Here is an 18,616-nt window from a genome sequence, read left to right on the forward strand (position 1 = left end):
GTCCGAGACACGGAACCTATCGACGATGAATGCACAAGCCAGCACGCCAGCTTTCGACATACAGCGCATCCGCGCGGATTTCCCGTTGCTCGCGCGCACGGTGCACGGCAAGCCGCTGGTGTACCTCGACAACGCGAATACAAGCCAGAAGCCGCGCCAGGTGATCGAGGCGGTGGATCGCCACTACCGCGAGCACAACGCCAACGTGTCGCGCGCCGTGCACCTGCTCGGCGAGGAAGCCACCGCGGCCTACGAGGGCGCGCGCGACGCGCTGGCGCACTTCATCCACGCGCCGTCGCGCAACGAGCTGGTGCTCACCTCGGGCACCACGCAGGCGGCGAACCTGGTGGCCTACAGCTATGCGTTGCCGCGGCTGCAGCCCGGTGACGCCATCCTCACCACCACGATGGAGCACCACGCCAACATCGTGCCGTGGCAGATCGTGGCCGCCCGCGCGGGCGCCACGGTGAAGGCGGCGCCGATCACCACGGGCGGCGAGCTGATCGTGCAGGAGTTCGTCAAGCTGCTTACGCCCGAGGTGAAGCTGGCCTGCGTAGGCCACGTCTCCAATGTGCTGGGCACGGTGAACCCAGTGCGCGAACTGGCGAAGGAATGCCGCCGGCGCGGCATCCCGCTGTTCGTGGACGGTTCGCAGGCGGCGCCGCACCGCCCGGTTGACGTGCAGGCACTGGGCTGCGACTTCTATGCACTCACCGGCCACAAGATGCTGGCGCCCACCGGCACCGGCGCGCTGTGGGCGCGCAGCGAGCACCTCGATGCGATGCCGCCGTTCTTCGGAGGCGGCGAGATGATCCGCGAGGTAAGGTTCTCCGGCACCACCTTCGCCGAGCCGCCGCACCGCTTCGAGGCCGGCACCCCGAACATCGCCGGTTTCGCCGGCGTGAGCGCCGCGATCGGTTACTACGAATCGCTGGGCTTCGAGGCGATCCGTGCCCACGAAAGCGCCTTGCTCGACCATGCCACCGCGCGGCTGCGCGAGATCCCGGGCCTGCGCATCTTCGGCGAGGCGCAGGAGAAGGAGCCGGTGATCTCGTTCCTGGTCGAGGGCGCGCAGGCCACCGATCTCGCCACCCTGCTCGACCTCGAGGGCGTGGCGGTGCGCTCCGGCCACCACTGCGCGCACCCGCTGATGCAGTTCTACGGCGTGCCGGCCACGCTGCGCGCTTCGCTGGCGTTCTACAACACGCACGAGGAAGTCGACGCCTTCGTGGCGGCCCTGCTCAAGGTGCGCCGCTTGCTGCGATGAGTTGACGCAGTGCCGTCCCGGCGACCCCGGGACGCCGCCCCCGGCCTTTATGCTTGGGCCATGTCCGCCACAGGGTTCCCGATGTTCGCTTCTCTGCCCGGCCTGATCCGCGTGCCGCTGGTCGTGCTGCTGCTGGTGCTCAACGTGCTGCTGCACGTGCTGCCGCTGTTCGTGCTGACCCTGGCCAAGCTGCTGCTGCCGCTGGCCGGGTTCAGGCGGGCCTGCTCGCGCGCCCTGGTGGCGATCGCGGAGAGCTGGATCGCCGTCAACAACACCTTGTTCGAGCTGTTCACGCGCATCCGCTGGCAGGTGGACGGGCTGGATGGCCTGCGCCGCGACGCGAACTACCTGGTGCTGGCGAACCACCAGAGCTGGGTGGATATCCCGGTGCTGCAGAAGATCCTGAACCGGCGCATCCCGTTCCTGCGCTTCTTCCTGAAGAGCCAGCTGATCTGGGTGCCGCTGATGGGGCCGGCATGGTGGGCGCTGGATTTCCCCTTCATGAAGCGCTATTCCCGGGAGACCCTGGCCAAGCATCCCGAGCTGCAAGGCAAGGACCGGGAGGCCACCCGCCGCGCCTGCGCGAAATTCCGCCAGTTGCCGGTGTCGGTGATGAACTTCGTGGAGGGGACGCGCTTCACGCCGACCAAGCACGATGCGCAGGGTTCGCCGTACCGGCACCTGCTGCGGCCGCGGGCAGGCGGCGTGGCCTTCGTGCTGGACGCGATGGGCGACGGCCTGCAGGCCATCCTCGAGGTCGCCATCGTCTACCCCGGCGGCCCGTGCAGTCTTTCCGACCTGATCGCAGGGCGCCTGCGCGAGGTGCGGGTGAGCCTGCGCCAACGCCCGATCGAGCCCGGCCTGCGTGGCGACTACGAGCGTGACGAGGCATTCCGGCAGCGTTTCCAGGCCTGGATCAATGCCTTGTGGAGCGAGCAGGATGCGCGGATCGGGCAACTGCTGGAATAATCGTGGTGGCGCCGCGCCTGCGACTGAATATCGCGTGAGGCGGCAGAATCGGCGCCATGCCCGCCACCGGGCGCGGCGCGGTAAGCTTGCGCGGGCGGTGATGCCGCCGTGAAGGCAGCCATGGAACTGCCGTGGAAACGGTCGAAGGGGAGCAGGATGACGCGGGATCGAGGCCAGGCAAACCGGATACGCGCGAGGCTTGCCCATGGGTGAGACCAAGCGCCCGTCGTCCGAATCGGGCGAGGCCCGCGGCCATGGCGTGCTGCAGGCCATCGCCCGCATGTCGTCCACCCGTGCGAATTACTGGGTAGGCCAGGCCGCCGATTTCGTCGTCAGCTTCGCCCTGCTCGGGGCGGCGTTCTGGGTCGGCCACAGCCGGCCGCTGCAGGCGTTGCTGGTGGTGCTGGTCGGCTTGTTCGCCTTCAGCTTCATCGAGTACGCCTTCCATCGCTGGCTGTTCCACGGGCCGGTGCCGCTGTTCGAGGAAGGCCACACCCTGCATCACGAGAAGCCGCTGGGTTTCGACTCGCTGCCGTTCTTTTTCCCGCCTGCGGTGGTGCTGCTGCTCGCGGCCGTGCTGGCGCTGGTGCTGCCCCTGGCGATCGCGCTGCTGCTCGCCGGGGCGATTGCGCTGGGCTATGCGATGTATGGCTTCAGCCACCTGATCATCCATCGCCGCCGCTTCAGCCACCCGCTGGCGCGCAAGTGGGCGGCGGTGCACCACGTGCACCACCACCACCCCGACAAGAACTACGGCGTCACCTCGCCGCTCTGGGACTTCCTGCTGGGCACCTGGTACGTGTCCAAGAGCAAGGTGCGGAGATAGGCAGGGCGCGGGCGCGCCGCACCTACGGGGCAGCCGGCAGGCCGCGCAATTCCACGCCGTCGGCGTCCAGGCGCAGCACCGAACCCTGCTCGTACCAGTCGCCCAGCACGATGCGTTCGGCGGGCCGGCCGTCGAGCTCGAAGCGGTGGATCGCGGGGCGGTGGGTGTGGCCGTGGATCAGGCGCGTCGTACCGGCCTGGCGCATCGACTCGGCCACCGCGCCGGCATTGACGTCCATGACGGCCTCCATCGTGCTGCCGGTATGGGCGCGGCTTTCCGCCCGCGATTTCGCGGCGAAGGCGCGGCGCGCCTCCAGCGGCATGGCGAGGATCTGCGCCTTCCACTCGGGCGTGCGCACCTGCCTGCGCACCGCCTGGTAGGCCGTGTCGTCGGTGCACAGCACGTCGCCGTGCATCAGCAGGGTGGGGCGGCCGTACAGCGTGTGCACGGTGCCGTCGTCCAGCAGTTCGAAACCGGCGCGGTGGGCGTAGTCCGCGCCGAGCAGGAAGTCGCGGTTGCCGGCCATGAAATACACGGGCACGCCGGCCGCGCGCACGGCGCCGGTGGCGGCGGCGATGCGCCGCGGCAGTTCCGCGTCATCGTCGTCGCCGATCCAGGCCTCGACCAGGTCGCCAAGGATGTACAGCGCATCGGCGCGGCGCACCTCGTCGCTGGCGAGGTAGCGCTCGAATAGTGCGGTGATCTGCGGCCGGCTGTCGTCCAGGTGCAGGTCGGCGATGAACAGGGTGCCCATCAGCCGCCCTGCGCCGGCTTGCGGGCGCCGCGCTTCGCGGGTTTGGGCGTGCTGTCGGCGGCGGGGTTGGCCGGGGCCGGTGCGCTGGCCGCGGCGGCGGGCGCGGCTTCGCCGACGACCCGTGCGCCCTCGATCACCACCAGCGGATTGGGCACGTCCGCGGCGAACGGCCCGATGCCGCGGGTGGGCAGCGCGGCGATCTTGTCGACCACGTCCATGCCCTTGATCACCTTGCCGAACACCGCATAGCCCCAGGTGAGGCCACTCTGGTTGCCCACGAAATCCAGCCGGCGGTTGTCCACCAGGTTGATGAAGAACTGCGAGGTGCCGGAGTTCGGGTCGGCTCCGCGCGCCACCGCCACCGTGCCGCGCAGGTTGGAGAGGCCGTTGTCCGCCTCGCTGGGGATCGCCGGGCGGGTGCGTCGCGGCTGCAGCTCGCGCGTGTACAGGCCGCCTTGCACCAGGTAGCCCGGGATCGCGCGATGGAACACTGTGCCCGCGTAGAAGCCGTCGCGCACGTACTGCAGGAAGTTCGCCACGCTCTTCGGCGCCTTGTCCGGGTACAGCTCCAGCGTGATGTCGCCCTGCGAGGTGTGCAGCACCACTTCGGGATTCGCCGCGGCGGGCGCCGGCTTGGCGTCCTGGGCCCCTAGTGCGGGTGCGAGCAGGATGGCGGACAGGAGCAGCAGGGCGACTTTGAGCTTGGGCATGGCGTCAGGCGGTCCGAAGTATCCGCGCATGATACGCGGGCCGCGCGCGTGCGTGCCCCCGAAGTTCAGCTTTCATTGGGGAGCGCGGCCAGGGATCGCCGCTGATGGCGCAAGGGCGGAGCGAGAGTCTGGAACCTGCCGCCACCTGCCATGCCGCAGCGATCCGGGACGAATCGCACCCTTACCGGTGCAGCCAGGGATGGCCGCCCGTCCGGTCGTCGCGGCCAGGGGTTCAAGCCGCGGACAATTCCAGCTCCAGGCCCAGTTCGGCCATCGGTGCCTGTTCCTGTTGCAGGTCGGCCTCGCTGAGCGGGTGCTGTTCCAGCCACGCCGCCGGCAGCTGCAGGCGCAGCCGCTGGCGGGTGGCGCCGAGTTTCATGGGCGGCAGCGATTCGGCGCGGCGGCCGCGGCGGAACAGCACCGCGAGGCGCAACAACGCCGTGGTGTAACGGGCCAGCTGGCGGTAGCGCTGGGGCAGCGTGGCGATCACCGCCTTGTCCGGCTTACGCCGGTGCAGCTCGACCACGGCGGCGAGCAATTGCTGCTCTTGCCGCGAGAAGCCGGCGAGGTCGGCATGGCGCAGGATGTAGGCACCGTGGTGGTGGTGCTGGCTGTGCGCGATGGCGAGGCCGATCTCGTGCACGCGCGCGGCCCAGGACAGCCACTCGCGCGCCTCGCCGTCCAGTTTCCAGGCCTTGGCGACCTGGTCGAACAGCTGCAGCGCGGTGGATTCCACGCGCCGCGCCTGGGCGCGGTCGACACCGTAGCGGCTGGCCAGCGCATCGATGCTGCCGGTGCGCGGGTCGCTGCCGGCGGCGCGGCCGAGCAGGTCCCACAGCAGGCCCTCGCGCATCGAACTCTCGCACACGCGCATGCGCGTGATGCCCAGTGCCTCGAACGCGGCCTCGAAGATCACCACCGCGCCGGCGAGCACCGGCGCGCGTTCCTCCACCAGGCCGGGCAGTTTCAGCGCGGCAATGGTGCCCTGCGCCAGGATCGCGTCGCGCAACCCGGCCAGCGCGGCGGGCGTGATGCCGTCGTCGCTGAGCTTCATCGCCTGCACCACCGCGCCGATCGCCTTGGCGCTGCCGGAGGAGCCGTAAGCGTCCTGCCAGCCCGATTCGCGGTAGTCCTCGGCGAACTGCTGCAGCAACACGCCGATCTCGCCGCGCGCGCGCTGCCAGCGCTTGCGGTTGAGCTTGCCGCCGGGGAAGAAGCGCAGCGTGGAGGCGATGCAGCCGGCCTGCACGCTCTCGGTGTGCAGCGGCGCGAGGCCGCGGCCGATGATGAACTCGGTACTGCCGCCGCCCACGTCCATCACCAGCCGCGGCTCGCGCGAGGCGGGCAGGTCGTGCGCGGCGCCCAGGAAGATCAGGCGGCCCTCCTCGCGGCCCGACACCACCTCGATCGGGTGACCCAGCGCGGCCTCGGCGGCGCCCAGGAAGGCTTGCGGCGCGGCCAGCCGGCGCACCGTGTTGGTGGCCACCGCGCGCACCCGCTGCGATGGCAGGCCGGCGATGCGCTGGCCGAAGCGCGCCAGGCAGTCCATCGCACGGGCGCGGCGGTCGGCGTCGAGCGAGCCGTCGCTGCGCAGGCCCGCGGCCATGCGCACGCTGTCGCGCAGCCGGTCGATCACCCGCGGCTCGCCGTGCTCCATGCGCGCCACGATCAGGTGGAAGCTGTTCGAACCCATGTCCACCGCGGCGAGCAGCTCGCCATCGCGGATCGGGGTCTGGTCGGCCTGGCTCAAGCGCGGGTTCCTTGTCGGCACGGAGGTGCGCCGCGACGCACATGATGCCGCAATGCCGCACTCACGGGCACAGCTTGTCCAGCAGCGTCTGCTGCGCGGTGTAGGGCGCGTGCCGGCCGGGCGTGGCGCGGTGGTAGCAGCCGTTGCTGTCGAGCAGCCACGCCTGGGTGTTGTCGGCGAGGCTGTTGGCGAGGGTTTCCGCGTACACGCGGGCGGCCAGTTCGGGGTCGCGGATGGGGAAGGCGATCTCGATCCGGCGCATCAGGTTGCGCTCCATCCAGTCGGCGCTGGCGCAGTAGATCTCCGGTGCGCCGTCGTTGCCGAACCAGTACACGCGGCTGTGTTCGAGGAAGCGTCCCACGATGGAGCGCACGCGGATGCGCTCGGAGACGCCGGGCATGCCGGGTCGCAGGGTGCAGGCGCCGCGCACGATCAGGTCGATCTCCACGCCGGCCTGCGAGGCACGGTACAGCGCCTCGATCACGTGCGCCTCGTTGAGCGCGTTGAGCTTGGCCACGATGCGCGCCGGGCGGCCGGCGCGGGCCAGTGCCGTCTCGCGCTCGATGCGTTCCATCACGCCGGTGTACAGGGTGAACGGCGAGTGCAGCAGTCGCTTCAGCGCGATGCGCGGGCCCAGCCCGGAGAGCTGCTGGAACACCTTGTGCAGGTCTTCGCCGATCTCCGGGTCGGCGGTCATCAGGCCGATGTCGGTATAGGTACGGCTGTTGATCTGGTGGTAGTTGCCGGTGGAGAGGTGGGCGTAGCGGCGCAGCGTGTCGCCCTCGCGGCGCACGATCAGCATCATCTTGGCGTGGGTCTTGTAGCCGACCACGCCGTACACCACCTGCACGCCGGCCTCCTGCAGGCGGGTGGCGAGACGGATGTTCGCCTCCTCGTCGAAGCGCGCGCGCAGCTCGATCACCACGGTGACGTCCTTGCCGTGGCGCGCCGCCTCCACCAGCAGGTCCACCAGCGGGGTGTCCTCGCCGGCGCGGTACAGGGTCTGCTTGATGGCCAGCACGTTCGGGTCGGTGCTGGCCTGGCGCAGCAGGTCCACCACCGCGGCGAAGCTCTGGTAGGGGTGGTGCAGCAGCACGTCGCGCTGGGCGATCTGCTCGAATTTGTCGCGGCTGGTCTCCAGCCCGGGCGGCAGCTGCGGCGTGAAGCGCGGGTACTTCAGCTCGGGGCGGTCCACCCAGTCGCAGATCAGCCCGGCGCGGATGATGTTGACCGGGCCGTCGCAGCGGTAGACGTCGGCCTCCTCCAGCTGGAAGTTCTGGGTCAGCATGGCGGTGATGGCCTGCGGGCAATCGTCGGCGATCTCCAGCCGCACCGGCCGCGCGTAGCCGCGCCCCAGCAGTTCCTCGCTCAGCGCGCGGGCGAGGTTGTCCACCTCGGCCTCTTCCACGATCAGCTCGCTGTTGCGGGTGACCCGGAACTGGTAGGAACCGACCACCTTGAAGCCGGGGAACATCAGGTCGACGAAGGCCTGCAGCAGCTCGGCCAGGAACACGAAGTGGTCGCCCTCGCCGCAGACCTCGGCGGGCAGGCGGATGATCCGCGGCAGCGAGCGCGGCGCGCGCACCAGCGCCATGTGGCCCTCGTGGCCGAACGCGTCGCGGCCCTTCAGCACCACCGCGATGTTCAGCGTCTTGTTGAGGATGCGCGGGAAGGGATGCGCCGGGTCCAGCCCCAGCGGCGACAGCACCGGCAGCACCTCGTGCTCGAAATAGCCCTGCAGCCAGCGCCGCTGGCGCGGACTCCACTGCTGGCGGGTAAGGATGCGGATGCGCTCGGCGTCCAGCTGCGGGCGCAGTTCCTGCTGCCAGGTCAGGTACTGCTCGGCGACCAGCTCCAGCACGCGGGCGCGGATGCGCGAGAGCAGTTCCGGCGGCGGCAGGCCGTCCGGCCCGGGTGCGGCCGAGCCGTAGGCGTGATGGTGCTTGAGCATCGCCACGCGCACCTCGAAGAACTCGTCGAGGTTGTTCGCGACGATGCTGAGGAAGCGCAATCGCTCCAGCAGCGGCACCGCGCCGTCGCGCGCCATCGCTAGCACGCGGAAATTGAACTCCAGCGCAGCCAACTCGCGGCTGAGGAAGAGCTCGGGGGCGGCGAGATCGGGGTGCGCGGGTGCTTGGGCGGCGGGGCGTGACATGCGTGCATTCTGGCGCAAGCGCGCCGCCCGGTGCGCGTCGCGCCGCAAGGCGCTTCAGCTTTCGTCGTGGCCGTTGGCCGGTGCGAGCAGGCGTTCGGGGCCGAAATGGCAGGCGAAGCTGGAACCGCGGCCCGGCTCGCTCTCGATGCTCAGTTGGGCCTGGTGCAGGTTCAGCACGTGCTTGACGATGGACAGGCCGAGTCCGGTGCCACCGCTGCCGCGCGAGCGGCTGGAGGAGACGCGGTAGAAGCGCTCGGTGAGTCGGGCGAGGTGGTTGGCCGGGATGCCGTAGCCGGTATCGCTGACCGAGTAGGTCGCGCCGTCGCCGCTGCGGCGCCAGCGTATCGTGATGCTGCCGCCGGCCGGGGTGTAGCGCACCGCGTTGCTGACCAGGTTGGACAGGGCGCTGTGCAGGTCCTTGGGCGAGCCCAGCAGGTCGAGCCCGGCGTCCGCTTCCACCGTGACCCGATGGCGGCCCTGGCTGAGCGCCTCCGCCTCCTTGCGCAGCGTGGCCAGCAACGGCGCCATCGGCACCCGCTCGTCCTCGACGTGATGCTGGGTCTCCAGCCGCGACAGGGTGAGCAGGTCCTCCACGATCTGGCCCATGCGCTTGGACTGTGCGCGCATCTCGCCGAGCACGGGCGCCAGCGCGGGCGCGTCCTCGGGATCGATCAGTTCGAGGTAGCCGTGGATCACGGTGAGCGGCGTGCGCAGCTCGTGCGAGACATTCGCCACGAAGTCGCGGCGCATCTGCTCCAGCCGGGTGACGTGGCTGGTGTCGCGAGCCAGCAGCACCTGCTGGCGGCGGCCGAACGGCAGCAGGCTCACGCTGATCTGGCTGTCCGGACGGCCCGGCGCCACGGTGTCGTGCAGCGGCTCGCGCTCGTCCTGGCGCAACCAGTCGGCCAGCTCGGAAGCCGGCAGGCGCAAGCCCAGCGCCGCGCCGCGGTCGTGCGGGGAACGCAGGCCCAGCAGGTTTTCCGCGGCGTGGTTGAACCAGCGCACGCGCTGGTCGGCGTCGAGCAGCACCACGCCGTCGGGCAGCTGGCTGGCGGTGCGGCGCAGGTCGCGCAGACTGGAGGCGAGGCGGCGGGTGCGCGTCATGAGTCGGTTGTGTTTCGCGGCAGCGGTTGACGCCATGATGGGGCGCGCTGGATGACGGTCCCGAGTCAGTAGCAAGACGATTTCCGCTACGGCGACAAGCGCCACACCGGTCGCGACGTGGCCGCCGGCCAGCCAGCCGAGCAGCGCCCCCGCGAGCAGGGCGGCGAAACAGGCGGCGGGCAGTTTCCAGCGGGGAGTGGTGGACATCGGACGGCTGGGCAGCGGCTGATGCGAAGAGCTTACAGGCGTTCCCGCCCGCCCCGGCGCTTTTGCACGGCGGCCCGGCAGACCGTGCGGCCCGTCCTCTCTGGATCCGGAGCCCCGGTCCTCAGGTGCTCACCGAAAAACGGTAGCCGCTGCCGCGCACGGTCTGCACCATGTCTTCGAGCTGCCACGGCTCCAGCGTCTTGCGCAGACGGCGGATGTGCACGTCCACGGTGCGCTCCTCCACGTAGACGCTGCCGCCCCACACGTGGTCGAGCAACTGCGCGCGGGAATACACACGCTCGGGATGGGTCATGAAGAAGTGCAGCAGGCGGTATTCGGTGGGGCCGATCGTCACCGGCTCGTCGCCCGCATAGACGCGGTGCGCGGGGCCGTCGATGCGCAGCCGGCCCATTTCCACCACACCGGAGCCATCGTCGCCGTGGCTGCGGCGCAGCACCGCCTTGATCCGCGCGACCAGTTCGCGGGTGGAGAACGGCTTCACCACATAGTCGTCCACGCCGGCCTCGAGGCCGTTGACGCGGTCCATCTCCTCACCGCGGGCGGTGAGCATGATGATCGGGATCTCCCGGCTCAGCTCTTCCTTGCGCAGGCGGCGCGCCAGTTCCAGACCGCTCATGCCGGGCAGCATCCAGTCCAGCAGGATCAGGTCCGGCACCTGTTCGGAAATGGCCAGTTGGGCGGAGCGGGCGTCGGCGGCCTGCATCGCCTCCATGTCGGCCTTGCGCAGGGCGAACGCGATCATGTCGCGGATCGAGGTTTCGTCTTCGACGATCAGGATGCGTTTGTGCACGCGTCAGCGTCCGTTGGCCTGTGACCGTGATATTGCAGTGGAGGAATGTTACGCGGCAATGACATGGATTTGTGTGCTCGGCCACGGGCATAGAGATCATCCGCCGGCTTTGCGTCTTCGGTGCGGTCGTCCCGGGTGTGCAGGTCAAAAGCGGCCGTCAGGAGCCTGCATCCAGGCCGAAACACAGGCGTCCCGCGCAGCGCTCGTCCCGCAGTTGCTGCGAACCGTTCCGGGTCGCGGGGTTGTCCGGCGTCTCGATCCTGCGCTTGCGCAGCTCCAGCACCAGCGGGGTGAGCTCGGCGATGCGCGCCTGGATGCGCGCGCGGGCGTAGTAGCTGAGGTCGTCGCGCTTGAGCAGGCGCTGCAGCTGTTCCATCGCGTCGAAGGGCCGGCCGGAGTAGTAGCTGGCGTCGGCCCAGGCCTCGCCGGCGCGCTCGCCGTCGCCGGCCTTGTCGCTGGCGCGGGCGTAGGCGCTGTATATCTCGGGCTGGTCGCTGTCCTGCAGCAGCGGGCGCAGCAGGTCCGCCGCGGTGGCGGCCTGGGCCTTGTCGCCGCCTTCGGTCAGCGCGGTGGCGTAGGCCAGCGCCACCGCGCGGTTGCGCGGCGACTGCTCGTTGAGCTGCCGGTACAGCGCCAGCGCGGCGCCGCGCTGGCCAGCCTGCAGCTCGGCATCGGCCAGCGCCAGGGTGAGAATCAGGTTGCCGGCGTGCGCCTCGAGCAAGGGCTGCAGCTGGGCCATCGCCTGCGTGCCCCGGTCGCTGCGGGTGAGCGCCAGTGCGTAGCCGTAGCGGTTCGCCGGCGTGTCGAAATCCGGGTGGTCCTTGAGGTTGCTGCTGTACCAGGCGGCCAGCCGGATGGCGTTGCCGGACAATACGCGCACCCTTTCGCGCATCAGTGTGTAGGTACTCAGGCCGTTCGGGTCCGCCGCACTCCTGCCGAGCCGGAGCGGGGCGTGCACGAACGGCATCGGTGCGGTGATCTGCTCCCACTGGCCCTTGAGCAGGGTGTCGCCTGATGGGCGCAGCTTCTGCGCGGCGATCAGCGCACCTGCCCGCGCCTTTGCGTCGGCGATGCGGTCGCTGGTGACCGGGTGGTCCTGCAGGAAGGACGGTACCTGGCCCCCGGCGCCGGTGCTCATCACGTCTTCCATGTGCCCGAAGAACGCGGCCATCGCGTTCGGGTCGAAGCCGGCGTTGGCCAGGGTCTGGATGCCAGCGCGGTCGGCCTCGATCTCGTCCTTGCGGGTGAAGTTGATCTGTTTCTGCGCGAGCAGGCCCTCGCCGCCGGCGAGCACCGCCATCGGCGCGTCGCCGGCGCCGCGGCCGGCGCTGCCGGCGGCGATCGCGCCCAGCAGCACCAGCGCCATCAGCGGCGCGTCCTTCTTCGATGCCTCGAACGCGCGCTGCAGGTGGTTCTGGGTGATGTGGCCGATCTCGTGGGCGATCACGCCGGCGAGCTCGCTCTCGTTGCGGGTGATCGCGATCAGGCCCGAGTTCACCGCGATGTAGCCGCCCGGCGCGGCGAACGCGTTGATCTCGTTGTCCTTGACGATGAAGAACGCGAAGTGGTCGCGCGGCTTGGCGCAGGCGGCGACCAGGCGGAAGCCGAGGTCGTTGATGTAGTCGTCCAGCAGCGGGTCGTCCACCACCATGCCCAGCGCGCGCATCTGGCGCAGCATCGCGGCGCCGTAGTCCTGCGCCTCCTGCGGCGAGATCAGCGCGTTCGCCGAGCTGCCGAGGTCGGGCAGGCGGTCCTGCGCGCCGGCGGCGAAGGCGAGGCCGGCGAGGATCAGGGCGGTCAGCAGGCGCGAGGCGGGGCGTCGTGGCGACATGTGCATGGGTTTGCGGGACAATGGGGACTATATGCGATCGTCCAGGATCGCGAGGATCAAACGGGCGGGCATCGATGGCTGCACTTTGAGGTGTTTTTGCGATCGTCCATGATCGCGAAGATCAAACGGGAGCCCATCCATGGCCGCACTTTTCAGGTTAAGACCACGCGCGCAATGGCTTGTTCCGTGGGATTCCGACCCCCATTTTGCTGCGCAGCCAATCGGAGTTTCGTGATGTCCAAGATCGAAGTCTATTCCACCGCGGTATGCCCGTACTGCGTGGCTGCCAAGAACCTGCTCAAGGCCAGGGGCCTGACCTGGGAAGACATCCGCGTGGATACCGACCCGGCGCAGCGCGACGCCATGCTGGCGCGCAGCGGCGGCCGCCGTACCGTGCCGCAGATCTTCATCAACGACCAGCTCGTGGGCGGTTACGACGACCTGGTGGCCGCCGAGCGTAGCGGCAAGCTGGCCGAACTGCTGGGCGAAGCCGCATGAACGGCGGCAAGGACGACGGCGGCCGCGGCGGCAAGGACCGCGTGGCCGAGTTCACCGCGTACCGCCAGCGCATGAACGAGCGCATCCTGGGCGAGGACAACCAGGTGGTGCGGCGCTTCTTCGCGCTGGACACGCAGACCTACAAGCCCGGCGCGCTGGACGTGAAGACCAAGGAACTGCTGGGCCTGGTCGCTTCGATGGTACTGCGCTGCGACGACTGCATCAGCTACCACGTGGCGCAGTGCAAGGAAGCGGGCGTCAGCCGCGAGGAGTTCTTCGAGACTTTCAGCGTGGGCCTGGTGGTGGGCGGCTCCATCGTGATCCCGCACCTGCGCCGCGCGGTGGATTTCCTCGACCAGCTGGAGTCGGGCGATGCCGCGCCCGGCGGTTGCGCCGACCACGCCTGACACGCTTGCCTAGGCGGCTGCGGGATAGCCGCCGTGCCATTTCCCGCAACGCTGCGTGCGAGGATTTTCAACGCCTTGCGGGCGCCTTCGCCTGTTCGCAGGCGTACGGATGGGCGATAATTGCGGGGTTATCGAACTCGTGTGCCCCTTTGCCGGCACCAGTCGAACGGCTTCATTCCCCAAGGAGTTCCCCCCATGAGCAAGACCATCGCGGTGATCCCGGGCGACGGTATCGGCCCGGAGATCATGACCGCCACGCTGCGCGTGCTCGACGCGCTGGACTGCGGCCTGACCTACGACTTCGTCGACGCCGGCATGGTGGCGCTGGAGAAGCATGGCGACTTGTTGCCGAAAGCCACGCTGGACAAGATCGCCGAGCACAAGGTGGCCCTGAAGGGCCCGCTGACCACGCCGATCGGCGGCGGCTTCACCTCGATCAACGTCACCTTGCGCCGCCACTTCGACCTGTACGCCAACGTGCGCCCGGCGGTGAGCTTCCCCGGCACCAAGGCGCGCTTCGACAACATCGACATCATCACGGTGCGCGAGAACACCGAGGGCGCGTACCTGTCCGAGGGGCAGAGCCTGTCCGAGGACGGCGAGACCGCGATCTCGATGATCCGCAACACCCGCAAGGGTTCCAGCCGCATCGTGCGCTACGCCTTCGAGCTGGCGGTGAAGAAGGGCCGCAAGAAGGTCACTGCGGTGCACAAGGCGAACATCATCAAGACCGCCTCGGGCCTGTTCCTCAACGTGGCGCGCGAGATCGCCAAGGAATACCCGCAGATCGAGTTCAACGAGATGATCGTGGACAACGCCTGCATGCAGCTGGTGATGAAGCCCGAGCAGTTCGACGTGATCGTCACCACCAACCTGTTCGGCGACATCCTGTCGGATCTCTGCGCCGGTCTGGTCGGCGGCCTGGGCCTGGCGCCGGGCGACAACATCGGCGAGCACGCGGCGATCTTCGAGGCCGTGCACGGCTCGGCGCCGGACATTGCCGGCAAGGGCATCGCCAATCCCTGTGCGCTGCTGCTGGCCGCGGCCGACATGCTCGACTACCTCGGCATGGTGGCCAAGGGCGACAGGTTGCGCGCCGCGATCCGCGACACCATGACCCATGACCGCGACAGCGTGACGCCGGACCTGGGCGGCAAGGGCAGCACCGAGAGCTTCGGCGCGGCGATCGCCAGGCGCGTCAAGGGCTGAACCGCCTCGCGTGGAAGCCTCCGGGGGCCGCGGCACCGTCCGCGGCCTTTGCGTTTCGGGATGGCCTGCTCTGGAACAGCATGTTCTGGAGCGGTGCCGCCCACTTCGCTAGCATCGACGGCCTTGGCCGCCTCCGGCGCCTTTGCCGAGCCTGCGCGCATGACGTTATGGGTGTTCCTCTATTTTGCCGCGGCCCTGCAGGCCGCCCTGCTGGCGCTGGCGCTGTGGCGGCGCCCCGCCAACCGCGAGGCGAACCGGCTGCTCGCGGTGTGGGTCGCGCTGGCTGGACTCGATCTGGCGGTGAAGGCCGCGTACTGGCACACGCTGGCGCCGGAATGGTTCCGCGCCTACCGCTTCGCGGCGCTGTTCCCGTTCCTCTACGGCAGCCTGTTCTACCTCTACGTGCGCGCGCTGACGCAAGGACGCGGCTTCCGCCGGCGCGACTGCGTGCACCTGCTCGGCTTCGGCGCGATGTTCGTGGCCGACGGATACGTGTGGACGATGGACCACGCGCGGATCGCGGCGCTGTCTGCGCGCTGGATCGCCGGCGAACGCAACGTCGGCGCGTGGTTCGACGGGCCGCTGTTCGTCTACAGCCTGTCCTACGTGGCGGCGGCGCTGGCGCGCGTGCACCGCTACCGGCGCGAGCTGCGCGAGCGGCGCTCGGACGCCGACCGTCATTCGCTGCGCTGGATCGACGTGCTGGCGCTGTGCCAGATCGTGATCTGGGGCGTCGCCATCGTGCAGGCAGTGGTCTGGCTGCCGGTGATCAACTACATGCTGCTGTTCGGCCTGGTGGCGGGCTGGGTGTGCATGGTGGGCTGGTTCAGCCTGAATCAGCCGCCGGTCGCGGTGGAACCGGATCCGCCGCCCGTGCCGGTGGAGGAGCGCGCGGACGCGGCGCCGGACGATGCCCGCTCCGATGCCGTCGAGGCCCGCCTTGCGGAATTGATGGGCGGCGCCGCGCCGTTGTACCTGGAGCCGGCCCTGACCATCGGCCAGGTGGCGAAGCGCAGCGGCTATCCCGAATACCTGGTGTCGACGGTGATCAACCGCCGCTTCGGCGGCACCTTCTGGGACTACATCAACCGGCTGCGCGTGGAAGCGGCCCGCGCCTGCCTCGCCGACGCCGGCGACACGCGCAGCATCCTCGACATCGCCTACGCCTGCGGCTTCACCTCCAAGTCCACCTTCAACGCCGCCTTCAAGCGGCAGCTGGGCGAAACGCCCAGCGCCTTCCGCAAGGCGCAGTCGCTCACGGCGACGGCCGGGCATGCAGGGCCTTGATGATCGCCGCCACCAGATCGCCGGTGTGGTCGCCGTAGTCCAGCGAGATGCCCATGCGCACCACCACGAGTTTTTCCGACGGCACGATCACCACGTACTGCCCGAATGCGCCGCGCGCGTAGTACATGTCCCTCGGCAACTGCGGCATGCCCCAGGGCGCGTTCCACACCGGTACCCGGGTGTCCTGCTTGATGTTCAGCCAGAAGCCGGCGCCGTAGCCGGTGTCCAGCGTCTGCGAATGGCTGTAGGCCACCCAGCCCGCGGGCAGGATGCGACGGCCGTCGACCACGCCGTCGTCGAGATAGAGCTGGCCGAAGCGGGCGAAGTCGCGCGCGGTGCCATAGCTGCCCCCGAAACCTGCCACGCTGCCGGCGGCATCGGTCTGGATCAGCGTGTGCGCCATGCCCAGTGGCGCGAACAGCTCGCGCCGTGCGAAGCGTTCGGCGGCCACGGCGCTGCCGCCGGCGGCCTGGCTGACGATATGGCCGAGCAGCATGTAGCTCAGGTTGCCATAGGCCCAATGGGTTGCAGGGGCGTGGGCCAGCGGCGTGGCCGCCGCATAGGCTGTCATGTCGCGTTCCAGGAAGGCCATGCGCGTCAGCGGGCTCAGCGCGCCGTTGGTCTCGTCGAACGGCAGGCCGCTGTCCATGCGCAGCAGCTGGTCGACGGTGACCGCCCGGTGCGGGTTGCCGGGCGAAAGCCACGCGGCCACGGGTGCGGGCTGTTCCAGCTGCAGCTTGCCTTCGCGCACCAGGATGCCGATCAGTGCATTGGTCAATGACTTGGTCACCGAATGCGCCCAGATCGGCGTGTCCGGCCCGTAGCCTGGTGCGTAGCGCTCGGCGATCAGGCGGCCGTCATGCAGTACCACGACGGCCTTGGTGTTGCGCGGGTGCGCGGGATCGGGTTCGGCGAAAGCGTGATCGATCGCGGCGCGGATGGCCGGGTCGTCCGACGCGACCGCGTGCTCCGGGTACGGGCTGGCGATGGGCGCGGGCGTGAAGCCGGCGGCGTCGGGCGTCGCACCGCCGCCGTGCACCAGCAGGCAGCCCAGCCCCGGCCGGAACACGGCGCGCGCGCCGAAGGCGCCCAGCACGCTGGCATATGCCTCGCGCCGGACACGATCCACGCGCCAGCGCATCGCCCAACCGATGCCGCGCAGCATGGGGGCATGCTGTTCGCGGAACACGCTTTCGGGATCGACCTGGCTGACGAAGGCCGCGTCGCACAGGCCCTCGCTGGTCGAGCCGGTGGCGACGAGCAGCAGGGGGCGGCCCTCGGTACCCAGCCAGATGGCACCGGCCAGCACCGTGGCCAGCGATAGGCCCAGGACGACTTTGAGGATACGTGCAGCCATCGCGTTCTTCCTTCGTTTCACAGTTGCGCCACCGCTGCGGCAAGAGACGGGTACGGGCGGACGGCGCGCGGCGCGGGAGCCCGGCGGCTCGCTCGTGCATGCGACTGCCTCCGTTCGCCGGGAGGAGCGGCCAGCATGCGCCGACGTGTCTGCGGCTTCGTCCGGGACGGCGGAACCGTACGGCGGCACGGTTTCTATGGGTGCGATCCGGCCGGTTCGGACGTATCCGACGCCGGCTGCAGGCGTTGCCCAGGCTTTAAGATGCGCGTTCGCCTGCCGGCATGCCGCTGGCGCCGGTTGCCGGTCGAAGGAGAGTGCATGAAGGCGAAGGAATGGCTGTCGGGTCTGCGAGGCGGCCGGCAGCGCATCGCCACCGTGGCCGATGGCCTGGCGGGCGGCCGCGACAATTTCCTGCTGCTGCGGCTGCTGGCGGCGAGCCTGGTGATCTACGGCCATGCGCCCGCCATCACCGGCGGCCGGGGCTGGCCGGATGTCTTCGTCTGGCTGGGCTGGGGCAGCTATTCCGGCGACCTGGCGGTGGACGTGTTTTTCGTGGTCAGCGGCTTCATGATCGCCGGCAGCTATCTGCGCCGGCGCCATCTCGCGGCCTTCCTGTGGGCGCGGCTGCTGCGCATCTACCCGGCCCATATCGCCTGCCTACTGGGTACGGCCTTCGTGCTGGGTGCCGCATGCACCAGCCTGCCGCTGCATGACTACTACCGCAGCCACGACGTGGTGCGCTACGTGTCGAAGAACGTCCAGCTGGGCAAGGGACTGCTCTGGGAGCTGCCGGGTGTGTTCACCGGCAATCCGAAACTGGCGTTCGTGAACGGCTCGATCTGGACCCTGCCGGCCGAGGTGCGCATGTACCTGTGGGTGGCGCTGGCAGGCGTGCTGGGCATCCTGTCGCGGCGCTGGTGCTGCAACCTGCTGCTAGTGGCATTGTTCGTTTGCGGGCTGCTGGCTCCCACCCACGTGCCGCTGGTGCCGCTGGCTTCGTTCCTGCGGCTGGCCGGCTGCTTCGCGCTGGGCGTGTTCTGCTGCATCAATCGCGAGCGCATCCCGGTGGGCTGGTGGTGCGTGGCCGTGCTGGCCGCGCTGGCGTGGCTGCTGCACGCGACGCCGCTCTATCCGTTCGCCTTCGCGCTGGCGCTGACCGCCTTCGTGTTCGCGTTCGGCTATGCCTCGCCGTGGCTGGGTTGCCTGCGCTTCGGCGACTACTCGTACGGACTGTACCTGTGGGGTTACTCGATGCAGCAGCTGGTGGCACACCTCGCCCCGCGGCTGCCGCCGGCTGGCAATATCCTGCTGGCCTGGCCGTCGGCCATGCTGCTGGCGGTGCTGTCCTGGCACCTGGTCGAGCAACCGGCGCTGCGGCTGAAATCCTTGCCGGGCGCGGCACAGGCCAGGTTGCGGCTGCTTTTCGGGCGCCAGCGCGCAGGCGGTTGACGCCTGCGCGGGGTGAGGGCACTCC

General features: G+C 69.6%; 16 protein-coding genes. 8 read left to right on the forward strand and 8 right to left on the reverse strand.

The window, feature by feature from the left end; translation table 11 throughout:
- The first annotated feature begins 25 nt into the window (after positions 1 to 25).
- From AC2EWF_RS15375 to AC2EWF_RS15385, 3 genes are all read left to right on the forward strand, one after another.
- A complete protein-coding gene (locus AC2EWF_RS15375; protein WP_483640246.1) occupies positions 26 to 1,267 on the forward strand; it encodes a cysteine desulfurase in 1,242 nt (413 codons plus the stop codon).
- Positions 1,268 to 1,348: 81 nt separating this feature from the next.
- Positions 1,349 to 2,236: an acyltransferase gene (locus AC2EWF_RS15380; protein WP_483640247.1), complete on the forward strand. Its 888-nt coding sequence runs from the start codon at positions 1,349 to 1,351 to the stop codon at positions 2,234 to 2,236.
- Between the two features lie 205 nt (positions 2,237 to 2,441).
- Positions 2,442 to 3,062, forward strand: coding sequence for a sterol desaturase family protein (locus AC2EWF_RS15385; protein WP_483640248.1), 621 nt, complete (start codon positions 2,442 to 2,444; stop codon positions 3,060 to 3,062).
- A gap of 22 nt (positions 3,063 to 3,084) precedes the next feature.
- Here AC2EWF_RS15385 and lpxH read toward each other — a convergent pair whose 3' ends face one another.
- From lpxH to AC2EWF_RS15420, 7 genes are all read right to left on the reverse strand, one after another.
- Positions 3,085 to 3,816 (reverse strand): UDP-2,3-diacylglucosamine diphosphatase, encoded by a 732-nt coding sequence (gene lpxH, locus AC2EWF_RS15390; protein WP_483640249.1) that lies wholly within the window; start codon positions 3,814 to 3,816, stop codon positions 3,085 to 3,087.
- Entirely contained in the window at positions 3,816 to 4,526 is a 711-nt protein-coding gene (locus AC2EWF_RS15395) for a peptidylprolyl isomerase (protein ID WP_483640250.1), read from the reverse strand. Before AC2EWF_RS15395 ends, lpxH begins: the two co-directional genes overlap by 1 nt.
- 232 nt (positions 4,527 to 4,758) lie before the next feature.
- Complete coding sequence (locus tag AC2EWF_RS15400; protein ID WP_483640251.1) at positions 4,759 to 6,276, reverse strand: Ppx/GppA phosphatase family protein; 1,518 nt, start codon at positions 6,274 to 6,276, stop codon at positions 4,759 to 4,761.
- Between the two features lie 61 nt (positions 6,277 to 6,337).
- Positions 6,338 to 8,431, reverse strand: coding sequence for a polyphosphate kinase 1 (gene ppk1 / locus AC2EWF_RS15405; RefSeq protein ID WP_483640252.1), 2,094 nt, complete (start codon positions 8,429 to 8,431; stop codon positions 6,338 to 6,340).
- A 54-nt stretch (positions 8,432 to 8,485) separates the two neighbouring features.
- On the reverse strand, positions 8,486 to 9,571 hold the full coding sequence (gene phoR, locus AC2EWF_RS15410; protein WP_483640449.1) for a phosphate regulon sensor histidine kinase PhoR: 1,086 nt from the start codon (positions 9,569 to 9,571) through the stop codon (positions 8,486 to 8,488).
- A gap of 292 nt (positions 9,572 to 9,863) precedes the next feature.
- The gene (phoB, locus tag AC2EWF_RS15415; RefSeq protein WP_483640253.1) at positions 9,864 to 10,553 is read right to left on the reverse strand and encodes a phosphate regulon transcriptional regulator PhoB; all 690 of its coding nucleotides are present in this window, start codon (positions 10,551 to 10,553) and stop codon (positions 9,864 to 9,866) included.
- Positions 10,554 to 10,710: 157 nt separating this feature from the next.
- A complete protein-coding gene (locus AC2EWF_RS15420; RefSeq protein ID WP_483640254.1) occupies positions 10,711 to 12,390 on the reverse strand; it encodes a M48 family metalloprotease in 1,680 nt (559 codons plus the stop codon).
- A gap of 228 nt (positions 12,391 to 12,618) precedes the next feature.
- Here AC2EWF_RS15420 and grxC point away from each other — a divergent pair, with 228 nt between their 5' ends.
- The 4 genes from grxC to AC2EWF_RS15440 all read left to right on the forward strand — a co-directional run bounded on the left by grxC (position 12,619) and on the right by AC2EWF_RS15440 (position 15,785).
- Positions 12,619 to 12,882: a glutaredoxin 3 gene (grxC, locus tag AC2EWF_RS15425; protein WP_483640255.1), complete on the forward strand. Its 264-nt coding sequence runs from the start codon at positions 12,619 to 12,621 to the stop codon at positions 12,880 to 12,882.
- Positions 12,879 to 13,289 (forward strand): carboxymuconolactone decarboxylase family protein, encoded by a 411-nt coding sequence (locus AC2EWF_RS15430; RefSeq protein WP_483640256.1) that lies wholly within the window; start codon positions 12,879 to 12,881, stop codon positions 13,287 to 13,289. The genes grxC and AC2EWF_RS15430 overlap by 4 nt, the downstream gene beginning before the upstream one ends.
- Before the next feature lie 195 nt (positions 13,290 to 13,484).
- The gene (locus AC2EWF_RS15435; protein ID WP_483640257.1) at positions 13,485 to 14,498 is read left to right on the forward strand and encodes an isocitrate dehydrogenase; all 1,014 of its coding nucleotides are present in this window, start codon (positions 13,485 to 13,487) and stop codon (positions 14,496 to 14,498) included.
- A 159-nt stretch (positions 14,499 to 14,657) separates the two neighbouring features.
- The gene (locus AC2EWF_RS15440) at positions 14,658 to 15,785 is read left to right on the forward strand and encodes a helix-turn-helix domain-containing protein (RefSeq protein WP_483640258.1); all 1,128 of its coding nucleotides are present in this window, start codon (positions 14,658 to 14,660) and stop codon (positions 15,783 to 15,785) included.
- Here AC2EWF_RS15440 and AC2EWF_RS15445 read toward each other — a convergent pair.
- Positions 15,754 to 17,142, reverse strand: a complete 1,389-nt coding sequence (locus tag AC2EWF_RS15445; protein ID WP_483640259.1) for a serine hydrolase domain-containing protein — start codon at positions 17,140 to 17,142, stop codon at positions 15,754 to 15,756. The genes AC2EWF_RS15440 and AC2EWF_RS15445 overlap by 32 nt on opposite strands.
- Before the next feature lie 318 nt (positions 17,143 to 17,460).
- Here AC2EWF_RS15445 and AC2EWF_RS15450 point away from each other — a divergent pair, with 318 nt between their 5' ends.
- Positions 17,461 to 18,591 (forward strand): acyltransferase family protein, encoded by a 1,131-nt coding sequence (locus tag AC2EWF_RS15450; RefSeq protein WP_483640260.1) that lies wholly within the window; start codon positions 17,461 to 17,463, stop codon positions 18,589 to 18,591.
- Positions 18,592 to 18,616: the final 25 nt, after the last annotated feature.

The organism is Rhodanobacter sp. sgz306013 (genome assembly GCF_057031145.1).